This is a genomic window from Bradyrhizobium sp. HKCCYLRH3059 (assembly GCF_051168035.1).
GTDB lineage: Bacteria > Pseudomonadota > Alphaproteobacteria > Rhizobiales > Xanthobacteraceae > Bradyrhizobium.
Map to the genome: position 1 here is coordinate 860267 of NZ_JBNPUF010000001.1, position 17083 is coordinate 877349.

Here is a 17083-nt window from a genome sequence, read left to right on the forward strand (position 1 = left end):
TTGCAGTCGCGGGCTGCGCAGCCATCCGGGCTCTCGCGCTCAGCAGATCTGCGTTCTGGAACCTATCGCCCGGCGCGGCTCTCTGGCATCTGACCGCGGCGGTGTTCCGTGAATACCGCTCGTCGTGGCCTGCACCGGTGCTATGGATGGAACGTAGTCGCTCCCGGGGGATATTCCAAGAGCTTTTTCTGCATTCCCCGACCTTTACCGGAGCTTTTTTAGGCCCATGACGGTTCGGGGAATACCGGCCAGATCGGCCCGGATCGTCGAGGAATCGGCCGTCAGGCCACCCCTCACCATCAATGCAGCGACCTCGTCACTCTGGCCAAGCCCGACCTCCACGATGACAGCGCCGTCCGGCCGCAGCAGGGCCGCCGCCTGCGGGATCAGCGCGCGGTAGGCGTCGAGCCCGTCCTTGCCCCCGTCCAGGGCGCGCAGCGGATCATGAGTGCGCACCTCGACGTCGAGCGCACCGATCTCGGACGATGGGATGTAGGGCGGGTTCGACACGATCAGGTCGAAACCCGCAGACAGCGCTGCGGCGTAGGAGCAGGCGACGAAGCCGGCGCGGTCGGCTAATCCGAGCGCGCGCGCATTATCCCGCGCGGTGGTCAGCGCGGCCAAGCTGATGTCGGTACCGAGTCCAAAGGCCCGCGGCAGCTCGGACAGCAGCGCCAGCAGGATCGCGCCGGAGCCCGTGCCGAGATCGGCGATGCGCAAGCGACGCTTCAGGTCGCCGCCGGCCGCGAGATGTTCCAGTGCCAGCTCGACGACAGTCTCTGTGTCCGGCCGCGGCACCAGCGTGTCGGCCGACAATCGCAGGTCCAGGCCCCAGAACTCTTTGGTGCCGAGGATGCGGGCGACCGGTTCGCCGGCCAGCCGGCGCTGCACCAGCGTTTCCAGGCGCTGCGCGTCGTCATGGGAGAGCTGTCGTCTCCCGTGCATCACGAGCCCGGTGAGGTCGAGCTGCAGCGCATGGCCGACCAGCAGCCGCGCATCGAGCTCGGGCGAGTCGAGGCCCGCATCTGCAAAGCGCGCGGCCAGGGCACGGCGGGCGGCATCGATCGTCACGCCGGCGATGAGGCCGGTCATCGCGCAAACTCCCTCCACGCGTCATCCCCGCGAACGCGGGGAGCCATACGCCGTGCCGTGGCGGGACGGGCGGTCGGAGTTGCCTTCTGTGACAGCCACGAAGGCCGGTGGTTAGGGGTCCCTGCGTTCGCCGGGACGACACCGTTTGTGTCGGGGCAGCGTCGCATCGCCTCCTGCAATGCGCCGGTGCGCATCACGCCGCAGCACCTTGCGCGGCGAGCTGCGCGGCCTGGTGCTCGGTCGTCAGCGCGTCGATGAGTTCGCCCAGCGCTTCGCCGGCGATCACCTGCGGCAGCTTGTAGAGCGTCAGGTTGATGCGGTGGTCGGTGACGCGCCCTTGCGGAAAATTATAGGTGCGGATGCGCTCCGAGCGGTCGCCCGAGCCGACTTTCTCCTTGCGCTCGGCCGAGCGGGCCGCGTCGACCTTCTGCCGCTCGGCGTCGTAGATGCGCGAGCGCAGGATGTTCATCGCGGAGGCGCGGTTCTTGTGCTGCGAGCGGCTGTCCTGCATCATCACGACGATCCCGGTCGGGATATGGGTGATGCGGATCGCCGATTCCGTCTTGTTGACGTGCTGGCCGCCGGCGCCTTGCGCGCGCATGGTCTCGATGCGCAGGTCGTCCGGCTTGATGTCGACGTCGACATCCTCGACCTCGGGCAGCACGGCGACTGTCGCCGCCGAGGTGTGGATGCGGCCTTGCGTCTCGGTGTCGGGCACGCGCTGCACGCGGTGCACGCCGGATTCGAATTTCAGCTTGGCGAAGGCGCCGCGGCCCTGCACCTCGGCGATGATCTCCTTGTAGCCGCCGACGGTGCCTTCGGAGGCCGAGACCACCTCGACCTTCCAGCCCTGCAGGGCGGCGAAGCGCTCATACATCCGGAACAGGTCGCCGGCGAACAACGAGGCCTCGTCGCCGCCGGTGCCGGCGCGGATTTCGAGCACGACGTTGCGGTCGTCCATCGCATCCTTCGGCAGCAGCGCGACGCGGATCTTCTGCTCAAGCTCGCCGCGGCGCGCGATCAGCTCGTCGCGCTCGGCCTCGGCCATCGCGCGCATTTCGGCATCGGTGGCGGGATCGGCGATCAGCGCCTCAGTGTCGGCGAGCTCCTTGACGCCGGCGCGATAGGCCTTGACCGCGTCGATCAGCGGATTGAGCTCGGCCAGCTCACGGGTGATCTGCACGTAGCGGTCGGAATTGACCTGGCCGAGCAGCTCCGCCTCGAGCGAGGCGTGATGCGCGAGCAGGATATCCAGTTTGGCTTGGGGAAGCGACGACATGATGCAATCTGTTCTAGGAGCAAACGATACGAACGGAAGACGCGCAGGCCGCGACAGACCCGCTACAGCGCGAGGCCTTCGCTCTCGGCGAACTCGGTCAGCTTCTGCCGCATCGAGAAGCTGCCGGCCGGCGCGGCCAGCCATTCGGCCATCTTCGTCGCCGCCTTGCCGGCGTCGAGTTCGAGGATCATCGCCTTCACAGGGCCGTGCGCAGTGGCCGACAACGACAGCGAGCGGTAGCCGAGCGCGATCAGTGCCAATGCGCCGATCGGCTTGGAGGCCATCTCGCCGCACAGTGACACCGACCGCTTGGCGGCCTTGGCCTTGTGCACGATCTGCTGCAACGCCCGCAGGATCGGCGTCGACAGCGTGTCGAAGCGCTCGGAGACCTTGGCATTGCCGCGATCGACCGCGAACAGGAACTGGAACAGGTCGTTCGAGCCGACCGAGATGAAGTCGACCTTCGAAAGCAGCTCGTCGAGCTGATACAGCAGCGCCGGGACCTCGAGCATGGTGCCGACGTCGACGCGTTCCGGCAGCGTATGGCCGTGCTGGCGCAGATAGGTCAGCTCGCGCTCGACGATCGCCTTGGCCGTGTCGAACTCGGCGACTTCCGAGATCATCGGGAACATGATGCGCAGCGAGCGGCCGCCGCCGGCGCGCAGCAGCGCCCGGATCTGGCCGCGCAGCAGGCCCGGACGGTCGAGGCCGAGGCGGATCGCGCGCCAGCCGAGCGCCGGATTCTCCTCGATCACGGTCTCCATGTACGGCAGCGCCTTGTCGCCGCCGATGTCCAAGGTGCGGAACGTGACCGGCTTGTGGCCGGCGGCGTCGAGAACCGTGCGATACAGCGCCAGCTGGTCGCTCGAGCGCGGCAGGCTGGCGGACACCATGAATTGCAGCTCGGTGCGGAATAGGCCGATGCCGGCGCTGCCGGTGTCCTCGATATGCGGCAGGTCGATGACCAGGCCGGCATTGATCATCAGCTCGACCGGCTGGCCGTCCTTGGTCACGCAGGGCTTGTTGCGCAGCTCGCCATATTGCGCCTGACGGCGGGCGCGGAAGCGCACCCGCTCGGCATAGGCGGATTCGATCTCCGACGACGGGCGCACATAGATCGAGCCTGAGGTGCCATCGACGATGATGGCGTCGCCGGGATCGGCGATGCCCGGCGCGTTCGGCACCTCGCCGACGGCGGGAATGCCCAGTGCGCGCGCCACGATCGCGACATGCGAATTGGCGGTGCCTTCCTCGAGCACGAGGCCGCGCAGCCGCTTGCGGTCGTAGTCGAGCAGCGCCGCCGGACCCATCGCGCGTGCGATCAGGATGGCGTTGTCCGGCAGGTGCTCGCGCCGCGGCGCGTGGTCCTGGCCGACGAGCTGACGCAGCAGACGGTAGCCGAGATCCTCGAGATCGTGCAGCCGCTCGCGCAGATACGGATCGGTCGAGCGCAGCATGCGGGCGCGGGTGTCGGACTGCACGCGCTCGACGGCGGCTTCCGCCGTGAGGCCGGTCGCCACCGCCTCGTGCAGCTTGTGCGACCAGCCCTGGTCGTTGGCGAACATGCGATAGGCTTCGAGCACCTCGCGGTGCTCGCCGCCATCGGCGACGTCGCCGCGCTCCAGCATGCGGTCGAGGTCGGCGCGCAGCTTGAGCAGCGCGGCGTCGAGCCGCTTGATCTCCTTGGGCAGGTCCTCGGCGATGTAGTTGTTGATGACGACGCGCGGCTCGTGCAGCACGACATGGCCGAGCGCGATGCCATCGGACAGCACCGTGCCGGTCTTGTGGATCGAGTGCCGCGCCGCCGGCTCGGCGCCGGGCTGCGCCAGCGCTGCGAGCTCGCCGGAGGCGATCATCTCGGCGAGCACCATCGCGGTGGTCTGCAGCGCCTCGACCTCTTCCTCGACATAGGTGCGCTTGGCGCGGTTCTGCACCACCAGCACGCCGAGCGTGTTGCCGGCGCGCAGGATCGGCACGCCAAGGAAGGAGTGGTAGATCTCTTCGCCGGTCTCCGGCCGATACGAGAAGGCGGGATGGCTCTGCGCGTCGTTCAGGTTGAGCGGCGTCGCTTCGCTGGCGACGAGGCCGACGAGGCCTTCATGCGCGCTCAGCACGGTCATGTGCACGGCGTCGCGGTTCAGACCTTCGGTGGCATAGAGCTCGAGCGTGTTGTCGACGCGCAGCACATAGACCGAGCAGACCTCCGCGACCATGTTGGCCGCGATCAGCACCACGATCTTGTCGAGCCGCTCCTGTGCCGAGACCTGCTCCGCCATGGTCTCGCGAAGCCGTCTGAGCAGGACGCGGGGGCCTCCCGACGCGCTTCGCATGTGGCACAATCCCCCTTCCTGGGGCCAGCCCGGCACGCGGCCGGATCTGGCGCTAAACTCGCGGCATCGAACAGCTTTCTCGATTCGGCACTATCGCACGCTCAGAGTGCCGGCCCGAACCAGAACAACCATCACTGGAGCACAGTTTGCGGCTGCCATCCTGCGATGGCGTATAGCGAATTAGGGCTTGTTTTGCCAAGCAAAACGCCTGCCACCGCGGGCGGCGTCAACGGCTTTCGAACGATCTCCGGCCCGTCCCGCTGTCACAGAACGGGACAGGTGTGGTCGCGGAGGAGGATTTTCTAGGCCTGGTCCAGTCCGTAGAGCGTATGCAGCGTGCGGACGGCGAGCTCGGTGTAGGCGGCGTCGATCAGCACCGAGAACTTGATCTCGGAGGTCGTGATCGCGCGAATGTTGATGTTGCGGGCGGCGAGCGCGGCGAATCCCTTGGCGGCGACGCCGGCATGGCTGCGCATGCCCGATCCGATCACCGAAACCTTGGCGACGTCGGTCGCGGTATCCAGGCGCTGATAGCCGATCCTGTCCTTGGCCGCGGTGATGGTCTCGCGCGCGCGATTGTAATCGGTGGCCGGCACCGTGAAGGTGAGATCGGTGGTCTTGCCGTCTTCGGAGACGTTCTGGACGATCATGTCGACGTTGATATTGGCATCCGCCAGTGGTCCGAAGATCGAGGCGGCGACGCCCGGCTTGTCCTCGATCTGGCGCACCGAGATCTGGGCCTCGTCCTTGGAGAAGGCGATGCCGGTCACGACGTGATTTTCCATGATTTGTTCCTCGCTGCAGATCAGCGTCCCCGGCGGCTGGTTGGCGTGCGGGTCGATATCCTCGGGCTTGTCGAATGAGGAGCGGACGAAGATCGGCATGTTGTGCACCATGCCCAGTTCCACCGAACGGACCTGCAGCACCTTGGCGCCCTGCGACGCCAGCTCCAGCATGTCCTCGAAGGCGATCTTGTCGAGCCGCTTGGCCTTCGGCACCACCCGGGGGTCGGTGGTATAGACGCCGTCGACGTCGGTATAGATGTCGCAGCGGTCGGCCTTGATGGCGGCCGCGATCGCCACCGCGGAGGTGTCCGAGCCGCCGCGGCCGAGCGTGGTGATTCGCCCGGTTTCGGCGTTGATGCCCTGGAAGCCGGCGATGACCGCGACCTCCTTGCGGTCGCGAAAGCGCTGGATCAGCTCGGAGCCGTCGATATCGACGATTCGCGCCGAGGCATGGGCATCGCTGGTCTTGATCGGGATCTGCCAGCCCTGCCACGAGCGGGCCTGGATGCCCATGCTCTGCAGCACGATCGCCAGCAGGCCGGACGTGACCTGCTCGCCCGAGGCCACGACGGCATCGTATTCACGCGCATCGTGCATCGGCGACGCCTCGGTGCACCAGGCGACCAGTTCGTTGGTCTTGCCGGACATGGCCGAGACCACGACGGCGACCTCATGACCGGCGTCGACCTCGCGCTTGACGTGGCGCGCGACGTTGCGGATGCGGTCGATGTTGGCGACGGATGTGCCGCCGAATTTCAGCACGAGGCGACCCATGACGACGCGCTCATTCCCATCAGGAGGATAAGTTGACCGGCTGGGCGCGAAACCGGAGGCGCGCCAGCCGAAACGCGCGTATACATAGCGCCGCGGCTGGGGGCAAGACGGTTCCTTGTGGTGACAGGGTCAGGTAGAGGCTTTGGAATGGCGCGTTACATCGACGAAATCCTGCAACCCGGCGAGAAGGTGCTGTATTCGACCAATGCACATTGGATGTTCTACCTGCCGGCGATCGGGGCCTGGATCGTCGTGTTTGGATTGCTCGTCCTCTCCCGCATGACCGTGAACGACAATCTGGTCATGCTGTGCCTGGCCACCGCCGCCGTCATCGCCATTGTTGCCCTGTATTGGACGGTTCGGGCCTGGTTCCATCGCCTCACCACCGAGACGGACGTCACCAATCGCCGTGTCGTGCACAAAACCGGTTTCATCAAGCGCCGTACCTTCGAGATGGCTCTCGACAAGGTCGAGAGCGTCGACGTCAACCAGACCATCATGGGACGGGTTCTCAATTACGGCGATGTCACCATCTTGGGTGTGGGCGAGGGCAAGGAAACCATTTCGACCATCGCGGAGCCGCTGGCGTTCCGGAACGCCATCACGGCGCGTTAGCCCGGTACGGCGCCGCAGCTTCGATCATTGAGTATTCAGCGATGACAATGCCTCAGGATTCCCGCAGCACTTCTGTTCCCTCCGGCTCGACCGTCGATCCGGCCGAGATCGCGAAGTTCTCCAAACTGTCCGAGACGTGGTGGGACCCCAAGGGCAAGATGGCGCCCCTGCACAAGATCAACCCGCTGCGCCTGACCTATATCCGCGATGCCGCCTGCCGGAAATTCGAGCGCAACGCCAAGAGCCTCAACTGCCTGTCGGGGCTGCGCATGCTCGACATCGGCTGCGGCGCGGGACTGCTGTGCGAGCCGTTCACGCGGCTGGGCGCGCAGGTCGTCGGCGTCGACCCCTCGGCCAGCAACATTGCCGCCGCCAGGCTGCATGCCGAGAAGGGTCATCTGTCGATCGACTACCGCTGCACCACGATCGAGGAGATGGACCCGCGCGAGCGCTTCGACATCGTGCTGGCGATGGAGGTCGTCGAGCACGTCACCGACGTCAGCGCCTTCCTCGGCCGCTGTGCCGCGGTGCTGAAGCCGGGCGGCATGATGGTGGTCTCGACCCTCAACCGCAACTGGAAGAGCTTTGCGCTCGCCATCGTCGGCGCCGAATACGTGCTGCGCTGGCTGCCGCGCGGCACGCATGAGTGGAGCAAGTTCGTCACGCCGGACGAGCTGACCAAATACCTGCTCGACAACCGTCTGGTCATCACCGAGCAGAGCGGCGTGGTCTACAGCCCGTTCGCCGACCGCTGGAGCCTGTCGACCGACATGGACGTGAACTACATGATGGTCGCCGAGCAGATGGTGTAGCGCGCGCGGCCATTCATCGGCTTGACCCGTCTGCCGCTCCATAACCGGTGTCGTCCCTGCGAACGCAGGGACCCATAACCACAGGGAGGGGTTTGAGGCACGCTAGGAGATCAGGTCGCTGAGATCGCGCCATTCAAGATTGTCGCGCTCGATCAGTTCGATTTTCCAATCACGCTTCCAGCGCTTGAGCTGCTTCTCGCGGGTGACCGCTTCCGCAGCAACAGTGTAGATTTCGACGTAGACCAGCCGAAACACCCCGTACTTCTTCACGAACTCCGAGCCTTCGCCCTTGCGATGCTGCTCGAGCCGCGTCCGTAACGAGTTGGTCACACCGATGTACAGCGTACCGTGACGGCCGCTGGCGAGAATATAGACATAGTACATCGCCGCACCATCGCGTGGATGGATCGCCTAACCCAATTGAAGCCGGTGGTTATGGGTCCCTGCGTTCGCAGGGACGACACCGGATGTGTGGCGCGAGGTTACCACAAGACGCAATCCGTCCTGGCCCTTCCGGCGAGAGCTGCAATCCTGACATGCGGCTGAACCGCCTCACCGCTGTTGACCCAGCGCCCCGTGGTCGTCACGGTGCCAATCTCACTACTGCATTGTGCCGCATGCTCTCCATCACCTCGCTCTGGATTCCCTTTACGCTGGTCGCCGCCGCTGGCCAGGTCGCGCGCAATGCGATGCAGCGGTCGCTGACGGCGAAGCTCGGCACCTGGGGCGCGACCAATATCCGCTTCCTGTTCGGCTTTCCGTTCTCGCTGGTGTTCCTGACCGCGGTGCTGCTGGCCACCGGCGACCACCTGCCGTGGCCGCCGGCGGTGTTCTGGCCGTGGCTGCTGCTCGGTGCGCTCAGCCAGATCATCGCCACCGGGCTGATGCTGCTGGCGATGACCGACCGCTCCTTCGTCGTCACCACGGCCTATCTGAAGACCGAGGCGATCCAGACCGCGATCTTCGGCTTCATCTTTCTCGGCGATCCGCTCTCGCTTCCAAAGGTGATCGCGATCCTGATCGCCACCGTCGGCGTCGTCATCACCGCCCTCAGGCCCGGCGGTGAGAAGAGCTTTGCCGAGTTGAGGCCGACCGTAACCGGCCTGGTTGCCGCGGCGTCGTTCGCCTTGTCGGCCGTCGGCTTCCGCGGCGCCATCATCACCGTCGACGGCGTGTCCTTCGTCACCGCCGCGTCGTACACGCTGGTCTGGGGCCTATTCGTGCAGACGGCGCTCCTCACCGTCTATCTGCTGGCGCGCGCGCCCGACATCCTGCGCGGAATCCTGTCGCTGTGGCGGCCATCGATGATGGCCGGCTTCGTCGGCGCCTTCGCATCGCAATTCTGGTTCCTGGCGTTCGCGCTGACCGCGGCCGCCAACGTCCGCACGCTCGCGCTGATCGAGGTACTGTTCGCGCAGGGCGTGTCGTACTATTCGTTCAAGCAGCCGGTTTCGCTGCGCGAGATCGGCGGCATCACGCTGATCGTCGCCGGCGTGGCGCTGCTGGTCGCCGTGTAGTCAGCCCTTGATCGCGATCAGCACGGCGCCGGCCGCGATCAGCGCGATGCCGATCCAGCCCTGCAGGCTCGGTCGTTCGCCGAGAAACACGACGCCGAACAAGGCGACCAGCACGACGCTGAGCTTGTCGATCGGCGCGACCAGCGTCGCTGGTCCGAGCTTCAAGGCGCGGAAGTAGCACAGCCACGAGGCGCCGGTGCCGAGCGCCGACAGCGTCAGGAACACCCAGCTCTTGGTCGAGATCGGTCCCGGGCTGGTGAGCTGGCCCGTCGCAAACAGGATCAGCGCCAGCGTCACCAGCACGATCGCGGTGCGGATCAGCGTGGCAAGATCGGAGTTGAGACCTTCGACGCCAACCTTGGCGAAGATGGCGGTGAGGGCCGCGAACAGCGCGGAGAGGAGGGCCCAGAGCTGCCAGGACGAGGAGAGGGGGGACATGTCGTCACACCGGCGAAAGAGAGAGTGCAGGCCGAGATCTCTCTCCCGTCGTTGCGAGCGAAGCGAAGCAATCCAGAATCTTTGCCCGGCGCTGGATTGCTTCGCTTCGCTCGCAATGACGGAGAGGGCGTCTCTATTGCTCAATTCCGGTCGTCCGGCAGCACCGGGATCGGCGCGACCTCGATGCCTTCCTCGATCAGTTCGCGGGCCTCGTCGAGCGAGGCCTCGCCATAGATCGGCCGGTGCTCGGTCTCGCCGTAATGCATCTTGCGGGCTTCGGTCGGGAATCGTTCGCCGACATCGTCGGCGTTCTTGACGATGTGGTCGCGCAGCTCCTTGAGCTTGGCGCGCAGCTCGCGCTCCTGCGCCATCATCAGCGCGGTCGATCCCGGCGGAATCACTTCCTGCGCTGGCGTCGGTGAGGCCGGTACCGGCACGGCCTCGCGGCCCTTCTTGCTGACGATGCGCGGCGCCATGATAGCCTTCTCGACCTTGGTCGAGCCGCAGGTCGGGCATTCCACCAGCTTGCGCTTCACCTGCGAATCGTAGGCCGAGGAGCTCTGGAACCAGCTTTCGAACGTATGGTCACGCTCGCAGCGCAGCGCATAGCGGATCATGCCGAGCCCCGCACCAGGTGCAGATAGTCCGGACCCGCGTTGGGGTCGGCGATGCCGAACCGGCGGCCGTGCTGCAGCGAAGGAATGGTCTGGCGCACGCTCTCGACCCGCGACGGATCGATGCGCGCCATGATCACGCCGGGCTCGACGCCGCCCTCGGCGAGAATCTCGCCCCATGGATCGATGATCAGCGAGTGGCCGAAGGTCTCGCGCTTGTTCTCGTGCAGGCCGCACTGGGCGGCGGCGAACACGAAGCATCCCGTCTCGATGGCGCGGGCGCGCAGCAGCGTGTGCCAGTGCGCCTCGCCGGTCTTGCGGGTGAAGGCGGAGGGCACGCTGATGAAGGAGGCGCCGCTCTCGGCCAGCGCGCGATACAGCGCCGGGAAGCGCACGTCGTAGCAGATCGTCAGCCCCAGACGACCCCAGGGCAGATCCGAGATCACGGCCGTCTCGCCCGGCTGATAGTTGGCGGACTCGCGATAGCTCTCACCGCCCGGCAGGTCGATGTCGAACATGTGGATCTTGTCGTAGCTCGCCAGCACGTTGCCCTCGGGCCCGATCAGGAACGAGCGGTTCACGGCCTTGTCTGCCGAGAAGCGCAGCGCCAGCGATCCGATGTGCAGATGGATGCCCAGCTCCTTGGCGAGCGCCTGATAGGCTTTGAGAGAGGGATCGTCCGCCTCGCTCTTGAGCTGCTCGAACAGCGCCGTCCGGTTGAGCTGCATCATGTTGCTCACTTCCGGCGTCTGGACGTACTCCGCGCCCTGCGCGACCGCTTCCCGGATCAGCCTGATGCCCTGCTCGAGGCTCGGCTCGGGCAGGAGCGAGGTGCGCATCTGCACCATGGCGGCGGTAAAGCTGCGGTCGTTGCTCATGATGTCGCCTTGTCTCCCGCCAGCATGGCGTCGAGCCTGCCCTCGCGATCGAGCGCATAGAGGTCGTCGCAGCCGCCGACATGGGTGTGGCCGATGAAGATCTGCGGAAAGGTCGAGCCCGGGCCGACACGATCATACATCTTCTGCCGAATCGTCGGATCCTTGCCCGCGTCATGCTCGGTGAAGGCAACGTTCTTGCGGGTCAGAAGCGATTTGGCGGCCGTGCAGTAGCCGCACCCCGGACGGGTATAGATTTCGATCGCAGCGGTCATGTCGCGCTCAGCTGTTTCAGAACGATAGATTATATGGGAGCGCGGGGCGCATCGACAACCCGGGCGAAAACCAGCACGCTGACCTCGGCCGCCTTGGCGCGCAGCAGAGCGCGGGCGCAGGCATCCACCGTCGCGCCGGTGGTCAGCACGTCGTCGACGATGACGATGCGGCGCCCCTGCACGTCATGCAGGCGATCTGAAGATACCTGGAATGCTCCCTGCACATTGCTGGTGCGCTGGGCGCGCGACAACCCGACCTGCTGCTCGGTCGCCCGCACGCGGCGCAGCGCATCACCCTGCATGCGGACGCCGCTGGACCGGGCGACCGCCCGCGCCAGCGCGCCGGACTGGTTGTAGCGGCGGCTGAAGCCGCGCCGCCAGTGCAACGGCACGGGCACCACGAGGTCGGCCTCGGCCAGCAGCTCGCGGCCGGCGCGCGCCATCCAGCGGCCCATGATCGGCGCCAGATCAGTGCGGTCCTGATATTTGAGCTGATGCACCAGGGTGCGGGCGACCTCGTCATAGCGCACGGCGGCGCGGGCCCGGGCGTACGCCGGCGGCGCCGCGATCGCTTCCATCGAGAGCAGCTCGGGGCCCGGATCGTAGACGAAGGGGATGCCGAGCTTCGGGCAATACGGCCGCTCGATGAACGACAATTTGCCCCAGCAGGCCGCGCAGACGCCCTCGCCGTCGACCGGCTCGCGGCAGGCGATGCACAGGGTGGGAAGCGCGACGTCGAGTGCGAGCTTCGCAACGTGCGCGAGACTGCCATGCAGGGCGCCCACGGCTGCACGAAGTCGTCCGACGCTGATTGGAGCAAACGTCACACCCATGTATTGAGGCTAGCGCCGCAAGCCACGCGGCTCAAGCGGTCCATTGCCCGGCCGCGAGGATCGGCGTAACCAGCCCCAATGGTCCAGTCCGTCACCACTCCCGTTCTGTTCGATCGCAGCTTGCTCGCGCTCAGGCAGCGGCGGGCTGCGGCAGCGCCGGAGACCTTCCTGTTGGAGCGCGTTGCGGAGGACATCGAGGATCGGCTTGCGGCAGTGAACCGGTCCTTCACCGCGGCTGCCGACGTCTGGACGCCGGCCGCGGGCTTGAAGCCGTATCTTTCGGGACGCCTCTCGCAGCTCGCACATATCGCTGCGCCGGAAACGGCAGATGAGCGGCTGCCGCTGGCCGCGCAATCGCTCGATCTCGCGCTGTCGGCGCTGGCGTTTCAATTCGTCAACGATCTGCCCGGACTGCTGGTGCAGATTCGCCGGGCCTTACGCCCCGATGGTCTGCTGCTGGCGGCGATGATCGGCGGCGATACGCTGACCGAGCTCCGGCAGAGCTTCGCGGCGGCCGAAGCCGAATGCGAGGGCGGCGTCTCGCCGCGCGTCGCGCCGTTCGCCGATCTGCGCGACATCGGCGGGCTGTTGCAGCGTGCCGGCTTCGCGCTGCCCGTCACCGACGTCGACCGCGTCGTGGTCCGCTATGCCAGCGCGCTTGGCCTGATGCAGGATCTCCGCCGCATGGGCGCGACCAACAGCCTGGTCGAGCGGCGCCGCACGCCGCTGCGCCGCGCCACCCTGCTGCGCATGGCCCACATCTATGCCGAGCGCTTCGCCGATCCCGACGGCCGCATCCGCGCCACCTTCGACATCATCTGGTTATCCGGCTGGGCCCCGCACGAAAGCCAGCAGAAGCCGCTGAAGCCGGGCTCGGCGACGACGAGCCTCGAGGCGGCAGTGAAGCGGAGCCCGCGCGGGGAATAAAACCGCTCGTCATCGCCGGGCTTGACCCGGCGATCCATCCCTCTCGAAGAGTCCGAAATGTAGATGGATGCGCGGGCCTTCGCCGCGCCGAAGGGGCTACGGCCCCGCAGGCGGGTCAAGCCCGCGCATGACGAGTGAGCGTGAGGCTATCGCGGCGCCTCACATCAACAGATCGATCAGATGCGGCAGCAGCGGAATGTCCGCCGGGGGCATCGGGTAGTCGCGCAGCTTGTTCGGCCGCACCCAGGCCAGTTGCTGTCCCTCGCGCGCGGTGACCACGCCTTCCCAGCGCCGGCAGATGTAGAGCGGCATCAACAGATGGAACGTCTCATAGGCGTGGCTGGCAAACGTCAGCGGCGCGAGACAGGCCTCGCGCACGGTGATGCCGAGCTCCTCGTCGAGCTCGCGGATCAGGCTGGCTTCGGGGCGCTCGCCGGGCTCGAGCTTGCCGCCGGGAAACTCCCAGAGTCCCGCGAGCGTCTTGCCGGGCGGCCGCTGCGCCAGCAGCACACGATTGTCGGCGTCGACGAGCGCGCAGGCGACCACGAGCGTGAGTTTCAGGTCCGGCATGATCCGATCGGTTTGAGAGGGATGCGCCGGTCCGAGAACCAGGTGCGCCTGTTGAGGGAATCTTAACCTAGGCCGTTTCGAGCCCGGTTTCCACGGTCGAAATAAGCCAACCTTAATGGCCGGCCGCGTATTTTCACGGGTGAACGCCATGGCCTCCTCATGGTTTGTTAGGCATCATTCATGCGAATTTTATCCAGCCTGCTCGGCCGCCTGCGGCACGACGTCAGCGGCAACGTCGCGGTGACGTTCGCGATCGTCTGCGTCCCGCTGATCACCGCGGTCGGCTGCGGCGTCGACTACAGCCGCGCCAACCAGATGCGCGCCAAGCTGCAGGCGGCGGTCGACGCCGCCTCGGTCGGCGCGGTGTCCCGGACCTCGCCGGCCTTCATCGCCGCAGGCACGATGACCTCGGACGGCGTGATCGCCGCCGGCAATGACGACGCGGCGAAGATCTTCAACGGCAACATGTCGGGCACCTCAGGCTATACGCTGACCAGCCTGACGCCGGAGGTGAAGAAGGCCGGCTCGGTGCTGAGCGCCACCGTGTCGTTCACGGCCACCGTGCCGATGATGTTCATGAACATCGTCGGGTTCAAGACCATGACCCTGCAGGGCTCGTCGACGGCCAAGGCCTCGATGCCGAAATACATCGACTTCTACCTGCTGCTCGACAACTCGCCGTCGATGGGCGTGGCGGCGACGCCGGCGGACGTGACCAAGATGGTCAATGCGACATCGGACTCAAGATACGGCAGCAACCGCTATTGCGCCTTTGCCTGCCACGACTACAATGATTCGAACAACTTCTATAACCTCGCGAAGAGCATCGGCGTCACCACCCGGATCGACGTGCTGCGCAGCGCCACCCAGCAGCTGATGGACAAGGCGCAGCAGACCCAGACCTATCCGAACCAGTTCCGCATGGCGATCTATGATTTCGGTGCGGCGTCGAAGACGATCGGGTTGCGGTCGCTGTTCTCGCTCTCGTCGAGCCTCTCCAGCGCCAAGAGTGCCGCCGGGAACATCGACCTGATGGGCGTGTATGGCAACAACGATTCCTATACGGCAGACAAGGATACGCCGTTCACCAGCGTGTTGCCGGCGATCAACAACGAGATTGCGACACCGGGCGACGGCACGTCGGGTTCGCCGCTGAAATACCTGTTCTTCGTCTCCGATGGCGTCGCCGACGAGAGCAATGCCGCGTGCCTGAAGCCCAAGGCCGGCGGCAACCGCTGCCAGTCGCCGATCAATCCGGCGCTGTGCACGGCGCTGAAGAGCCGCGGCATCAAGATCGCCGTGCTCTACACGACCTACCTGCAGCTGCCGACGAACAACTGGTACATGAACTGGATCGATCCGTTCAACAAGGGGCCGTTCGGCCCCTCGCCGAACAGCGAGATTGCGCAGAACATGCAGGCGTGCGCGTCCGATGGGTTCTATTTCGAGGTGTCGCCGACCCAGGGCATCTCGGATGCGATGCAAAAATTGTTCGACAGGGCGGTCGCCGACGCACGGATCGCGGGTTGAGTTGGCGCGGATTGCAATCAAAAATGGCGTTGATCGCCGTCACGACCTGAGGTGAAATCCCATCGGGTGCTCGACCCGATGGGAGGTTCGCGTGATCAAGGCTGCTGCGCTGGCATGTGTGCTGACTGTGGCGTTCTCGGCGGGGGCTTCGGCCGCCAATTGCATCGTACCGCCGTTCTCGACGCTGGAAAACCAGACGGCTCAAGGGCACATGTACGCTAAAACCGGCAAGCGCTGCAGGATCGCAGTCCTGCACTCGCGCGGACCGATTTTCGGCGTCCGCGTGCTGTCTGCTGCGAGCCACGGCGTGGTCTCCGTGCAGGGGGCGCAGGTCGTGTACGTCTCGAAGCCGGGCTTCGTCGGCGAAGACCACTTTGCCTACGTCCGGCACGGGGCCGATATGCTCAATCGGCCGGTGACCAAGGGCGTCGAGGTCACCGTCCATGTCAGCCAGCAGCTCTGATCCCGGCGGCTACGAGCGGTAGTCGCCGTTGATCGCGACATACTCCTTGGTCAGGTCGCAGGTCAGCACGCGGTCGCGGCCCTTGCCGAGGCCGAGCGCCACCTTGATCTGCACCTTCTGCGCCTTCATCGCCTCGGAGACTTCCGTCTCGTCATAGGACGGATCGCGCGCGCCCTTCGATGCGACGCGGATGCCGTTGAAGGAGATCGAGAGCTTGTCGCGGTCGGCCGGCTCGCCGGCCTTGCCGACGGCCATCACGACGCGGCCCCAATTGGCGTCCTCGCCCGCGATCGCGGTCTTGACCAGCGGCGAGTTGGCGATCGACATCGCGATTCTGCGCGCCGACGGCTTGCTCTTGGCGCCCTCGACGATGATCTCGACCAGCTTGCGGGCGCCCTCGCCGTCGCGCGCGACCTGCTCGGCGAGGTCGGCCAGCACGGCATTGAGCGCCTTCACGAACGCTTTCGCGCGCGGATCGCTGGCGCGGCTGATCTTCGGTGCGCCCTTCGCCGCGGCGGCCCCGGTGGCGAAGGCGAGCAGCGTGTCGGATGTCGAGGTGTCGCCGTCGATCGTCACCGCGTTGAAGGTGTCCTCGACGCCGGCCTTGAGCAGGGCCTGCAGCGCGGGGGCCGAAATCGGCGCATCGGTGAAGATGAACGACAACATCGTCGCCATGTCGGGCGCGATCATGCCGGCGCCCTTGGCCATGCCGTTGATCGTCACCTTGGCCTTTCCGAGCTTGACGGTGGCGGTGGCGACCTTGGGGAAGGTGTCGGTGGTCATGATGGCGCGCGCTGCGCCCATCCAGTCCTCAGGGGCCGCGGTGCCCGCCAACCCTTCGAGCACGCCGTCGAACTTGGTCGCATCCAGCGGCTCGCCGATCACGCCGGTCGAGGCGAGGAAGATCTCGTCCTGCTTGCAGCCGACCGCCTTGGCGGCGATCGCCGCCGTCAGGGCCGTCGACTGCTTGCCGGTCTTGCCGGTGAAGGCGTTGGCGTTGCCGGAGTTGACCACCAGCGCGCGTGCCTTGCCGCCCTTCAGCTTGGCCCGGCACCATTCGACCGGCGCCGACGGGCATTTCGACAGGGTGAACACGCCGGCCACGGTGGTGCCGGGATCGAGCAGCGCCAGCAGCACGTCGGTGCGGTTCTTGTAGCGGATGCCGGCCGCCGCAGTCGCGAGCTTGACGCCCGCAACGGCGGGCATGTCGGGGACATCGGTGGGGGCGAGCGGGGAGACGGCTGAGGACATCGGAGAGGCTTCCGGCAGGAATGAGCGGGAAGCGCTCTGTATCATCTCGGTCGTCGTTGTGGGAGTGGATGTCACTGCACCCGCTGCTGTCATCCCGGCGAAC

18 protein-coding genes are annotated in these 17083 nt (G+C 66.2%); 6 read left to right on the plus strand and 12 right to left on the minus strand.

Annotated elements, in window-relative coordinates; genetic code table 11:
• Positions 1-204 precede the first annotated feature (204 nt).
• The 4 genes from prmC to ACQR13_RS03985 all read right to left on the minus strand — a co-directional run bounded on the left by prmC (position 205) and on the right by ACQR13_RS03985 (position 6260).
• Positions 205-1092, minus strand: a complete 888-nt coding sequence (prmC, locus tag ACQR13_RS03970; protein ID WP_316226077.1) for a peptide chain release factor N(5)-glutamine methyltransferase — start codon at positions 1090-1092, stop codon at positions 205-207.
• A gap of 193 nt (positions 1093-1285) precedes the next feature.
• Entirely contained in the window at positions 1286-2371 is a 1086-nt protein-coding gene (gene prfA / locus ACQR13_RS03975) for a peptide chain release factor 1 (RefSeq protein WP_315751933.1), read from the minus strand.
• A gap of 62 nt (positions 2372-2433) precedes the next feature.
• Positions 2434-4701, minus strand: coding sequence for a phosphoenolpyruvate--protein phosphotransferase (gene ptsP / locus ACQR13_RS03980; protein ID WP_315715187.1), 2268 nt, complete (start codon positions 4699-4701; stop codon positions 2434-2436).
• A 302-nt stretch (positions 4702-5003) separates the two neighbouring features.
• Positions 5004-6260, minus strand: coding sequence for an aspartate kinase (locus ACQR13_RS03985; protein WP_315715188.1), 1257 nt, complete (start codon positions 6258-6260; stop codon positions 5004-5006).
• Between the two features lie 147 nt (positions 6261-6407).
• Here ACQR13_RS03985 and ACQR13_RS03990 point away from each other — a divergent pair, with 147 nt between their 5' ends.
• Together ACQR13_RS03990 and ubiG are read left to right on the plus strand one after the other, a co-directional pair.
• The gene (locus ACQR13_RS03990; protein ID WP_316166266.1) at positions 6408-6875 is read left to right on the plus strand and encodes a PH domain-containing protein; all 468 of its coding nucleotides are present in this window, start codon (positions 6408-6410) and stop codon (positions 6873-6875) included.
• 47 nt (positions 6876-6922) lie between these two features.
• Positions 6923-7687 carry a bifunctional 2-polyprenyl-6-hydroxyphenol methylase/3-demethylubiquinol 3-O-methyltransferase UbiG gene (gene ubiG, locus ACQR13_RS03995; RefSeq protein WP_409977941.1) on the plus strand — a complete coding sequence of 255 codons (765 nt, stop codon included), beginning with the start codon at positions 6923-6925 and terminating at the stop codon, positions 7685-7687.
• A 102-nt stretch (positions 7688-7789) separates the two neighbouring features.
• Here ubiG and ACQR13_RS04000 read toward each other — a convergent pair whose 3' ends face one another.
• On the minus strand, positions 7790-8071 hold the full coding sequence (locus tag ACQR13_RS04000; protein ID WP_316170998.1) for a GIY-YIG nuclease family protein: 282 nt from the start codon (positions 8069-8071) through the stop codon (positions 7790-7792).
• A 233-nt stretch (positions 8072-8304) separates the two neighbouring features.
• On the opposite strand from ACQR13_RS04000, the gene ACQR13_RS04005 reads away from it, so the two are divergent.
• Positions 8305-9204 carry an EamA family transporter gene (locus tag ACQR13_RS04005; RefSeq protein ID WP_434862587.1) on the plus strand — a complete coding sequence of 300 codons (900 nt, stop codon included), beginning with the start codon at positions 8305-8307 and terminating at the stop codon, positions 9202-9204.
• Here ACQR13_RS04005 and ACQR13_RS04010 read toward each other — a convergent pair whose 3' ends face one another.
• The 5 genes from ACQR13_RS04010 to ACQR13_RS04030 form a co-directional block, all read right to left on the minus strand.
• Entirely contained in the window at positions 9205-9642 is a 438-nt protein-coding gene (locus ACQR13_RS04010; protein ID WP_315751935.1) for an EamA family transporter, read from the minus strand.
• Positions 9643-9782: 140 nt separating this feature from the next.
• Positions 9783-10259, minus strand: coding sequence for a DUF1178 family protein (locus ACQR13_RS04015; RefSeq protein ID WP_315751936.1), 477 nt, complete (start codon positions 10257-10259; stop codon positions 9783-9785).
• Positions 10256-11134 (minus strand): carbon-nitrogen hydrolase family protein, encoded by an 879-nt coding sequence (locus tag ACQR13_RS04020; protein ID WP_315715195.1) that lies wholly within the window; start codon positions 11132-11134, stop codon positions 10256-10258. Before ACQR13_RS04020 ends, ACQR13_RS04015 begins: the two co-directional genes overlap by 4 nt.
• Positions 11131-11406 carry a glutaredoxin 3 gene (grxC, locus tag ACQR13_RS04025; protein WP_315715197.1) on the minus strand — a complete coding sequence of 92 codons (276 nt, stop codon included), beginning with the start codon at positions 11404-11406 and terminating at the stop codon, positions 11131-11133. Before grxC ends, ACQR13_RS04020 begins: the two co-directional genes overlap by 4 nt.
• Positions 11407-11435: 29 nt before the next feature.
• A complete protein-coding gene (locus tag ACQR13_RS04030; protein WP_434862588.1) occupies positions 11436-12239 on the minus strand; it encodes a ComF family protein in 804 nt (267 codons plus the stop codon).
• A 78-nt stretch (positions 12240-12317) separates the two neighbouring features.
• Between ACQR13_RS04030 and ACQR13_RS04035 the strand changes: the two genes are divergently transcribed.
• Positions 12318-13166, plus strand: coding sequence for a methyltransferase domain-containing protein (locus ACQR13_RS04035; protein ID WP_315751940.1), 849 nt, complete (start codon positions 12318-12320; stop codon positions 13164-13166).
• A 159-nt stretch (positions 13167-13325) separates the two neighbouring features.
• Here ACQR13_RS04035 and ACQR13_RS04040 read toward each other — a convergent pair whose 3' ends face one another.
• Positions 13326-13736, minus strand: a complete 411-nt coding sequence (locus ACQR13_RS04040; RefSeq protein ID WP_172184528.1) for a (deoxy)nucleoside triphosphate pyrophosphohydrolase — start codon at positions 13734-13736, stop codon at positions 13326-13328.
• A 180-nt stretch (positions 13737-13916) separates the two neighbouring features.
• Here ACQR13_RS04040 and ACQR13_RS04045 point away from each other — a divergent pair, with 180 nt between their 5' ends.
• Together ACQR13_RS04045 and ACQR13_RS04050 are read left to right on the plus strand one after the other, a co-directional pair.
• Positions 13917-15266 carry a TadE/TadG family type IV pilus assembly protein gene (locus ACQR13_RS04045; RefSeq protein WP_315751941.1) on the plus strand — a complete coding sequence of 450 codons (1350 nt, stop codon included), beginning with the start codon at positions 13917-13919 and terminating at the stop codon, positions 15264-15266.
• A 91-nt stretch (positions 15267-15357) separates the two neighbouring features.
• Positions 15358-15729 (plus strand): hypothetical protein, encoded by a 372-nt coding sequence (locus tag ACQR13_RS04050; RefSeq protein ID WP_434862589.1) that lies wholly within the window; start codon positions 15358-15360, stop codon positions 15727-15729.
• A gap of 9 nt (positions 15730-15738) precedes the next feature.
• Here ACQR13_RS04050 and argJ read toward each other — a convergent pair whose 3' ends face one another.
• Complete coding sequence (argJ, locus tag ACQR13_RS04055; RefSeq protein WP_315751943.1) at positions 15739-16980, minus strand: bifunctional glutamate N-acetyltransferase/amino-acid acetyltransferase ArgJ; 1242 nt, start codon at positions 16978-16980, stop codon at positions 15739-15741.
• Positions 16981-17083 lie beyond the last annotated feature (103 nt).

Bases quoted from the DNA above. Each gene is read 5' to 3' on its own strand.
- prmC (WP_316226077.1), bottom strand. From the start codon at position 1,092: ATGACCGGCCTCATCGCCGGCGTGACGATCGATGCCGCCCGCCGTGCC.
- prfA (WP_315751933.1), bottom strand. From the start codon at position 2,371: ATGTCGTCGCTTCCCCAAGCCAAACTGGATATCCTGCTCGCGCATCAC.
- ptsP (WP_315715187.1), bottom strand. From the start codon at position 4,701: ATGCGAAGCGCGTCGGGAGGCCCCCGCGTCCTGCTCAGACGGCTTCGC.
- ACQR13_RS03985 (WP_315715188.1), bottom strand. From the start codon at position 6,260: ATGGGTCGCCTCGTGCTGAAATTCGGCGGCACATCCGTCGCCAACATC.
- ACQR13_RS03990 (WP_316166266.1), top strand. From the start codon at position 6,408: ATGGCGCGTTACATCGACGAAATCCTGCAACCCGGCGAGAAGGTGCTG.
- ubiG (WP_409977941.1), top strand. From the start codon at position 6,923: ATGCCTCAGGATTCCCGCAGCACTTCTGTTCCCTCCGGCTCGACCGTC.
- ACQR13_RS04000 (WP_316170998.1), bottom strand. From the start codon at position 8,071: ATGTACTATGTCTATATTCTCGCCAGCGGCCGTCACGGTACGCTGTAC.
- ACQR13_RS04005 (WP_434862587.1), top strand. From the start codon at position 8,305: ATGCTCTCCATCACCTCGCTCTGGATTCCCTTTACGCTGGTCGCCGCC.
- ACQR13_RS04010 (WP_315751935.1), bottom strand. From the start codon at position 9,642: ATGTCCCCCCTCTCCTCGTCCTGGCAGCTCTGGGCCCTCCTCTCCGCG.
- ACQR13_RS04015 (WP_315751936.1), bottom strand. From the start codon at position 10,259: ATGATCCGCTATGCGCTGCGCTGCGAGCGTGACCATACGTTCGAAAGC.
- ACQR13_RS04020 (WP_315715195.1), bottom strand. From the start codon at position 11,134: ATGAGCAACGACCGCAGCTTTACCGCCGCCATGGTGCAGATGCGCACC.
- grxC (WP_315715197.1), bottom strand. From the start codon at position 11,406: ATGACCGCTGCGATCGAAATCTATACCCGTCCGGGGTGCGGCTACTGC.
- ACQR13_RS04030 (WP_434862588.1), bottom strand. From the start codon at position 12,239: ATGGGTGTGACGTTTGCTCCAATCAGCGTCGGACGACTTCGTGCAGCC.
- ACQR13_RS04035 (WP_315751940.1), top strand. From the start codon at position 12,318: ATGGTCCAGTCCGTCACCACTCCCGTTCTGTTCGATCGCAGCTTGCTC.
- ACQR13_RS04040 (WP_172184528.1), bottom strand. From the start codon at position 13,736: ATGCCGGACCTGAAACTCACGCTCGTGGTCGCCTGCGCGCTCGTCGAC.
- ACQR13_RS04045 (WP_315751941.1), top strand. From the start codon at position 13,917: ATGCGAATTTTATCCAGCCTGCTCGGCCGCCTGCGGCACGACGTCAGC.
- argJ (WP_315751943.1), bottom strand. From the start codon at position 16,980: ATGTCCTCAGCCGTCTCCCCGCTCGCCCCCACCGATGTCCCCGACATG.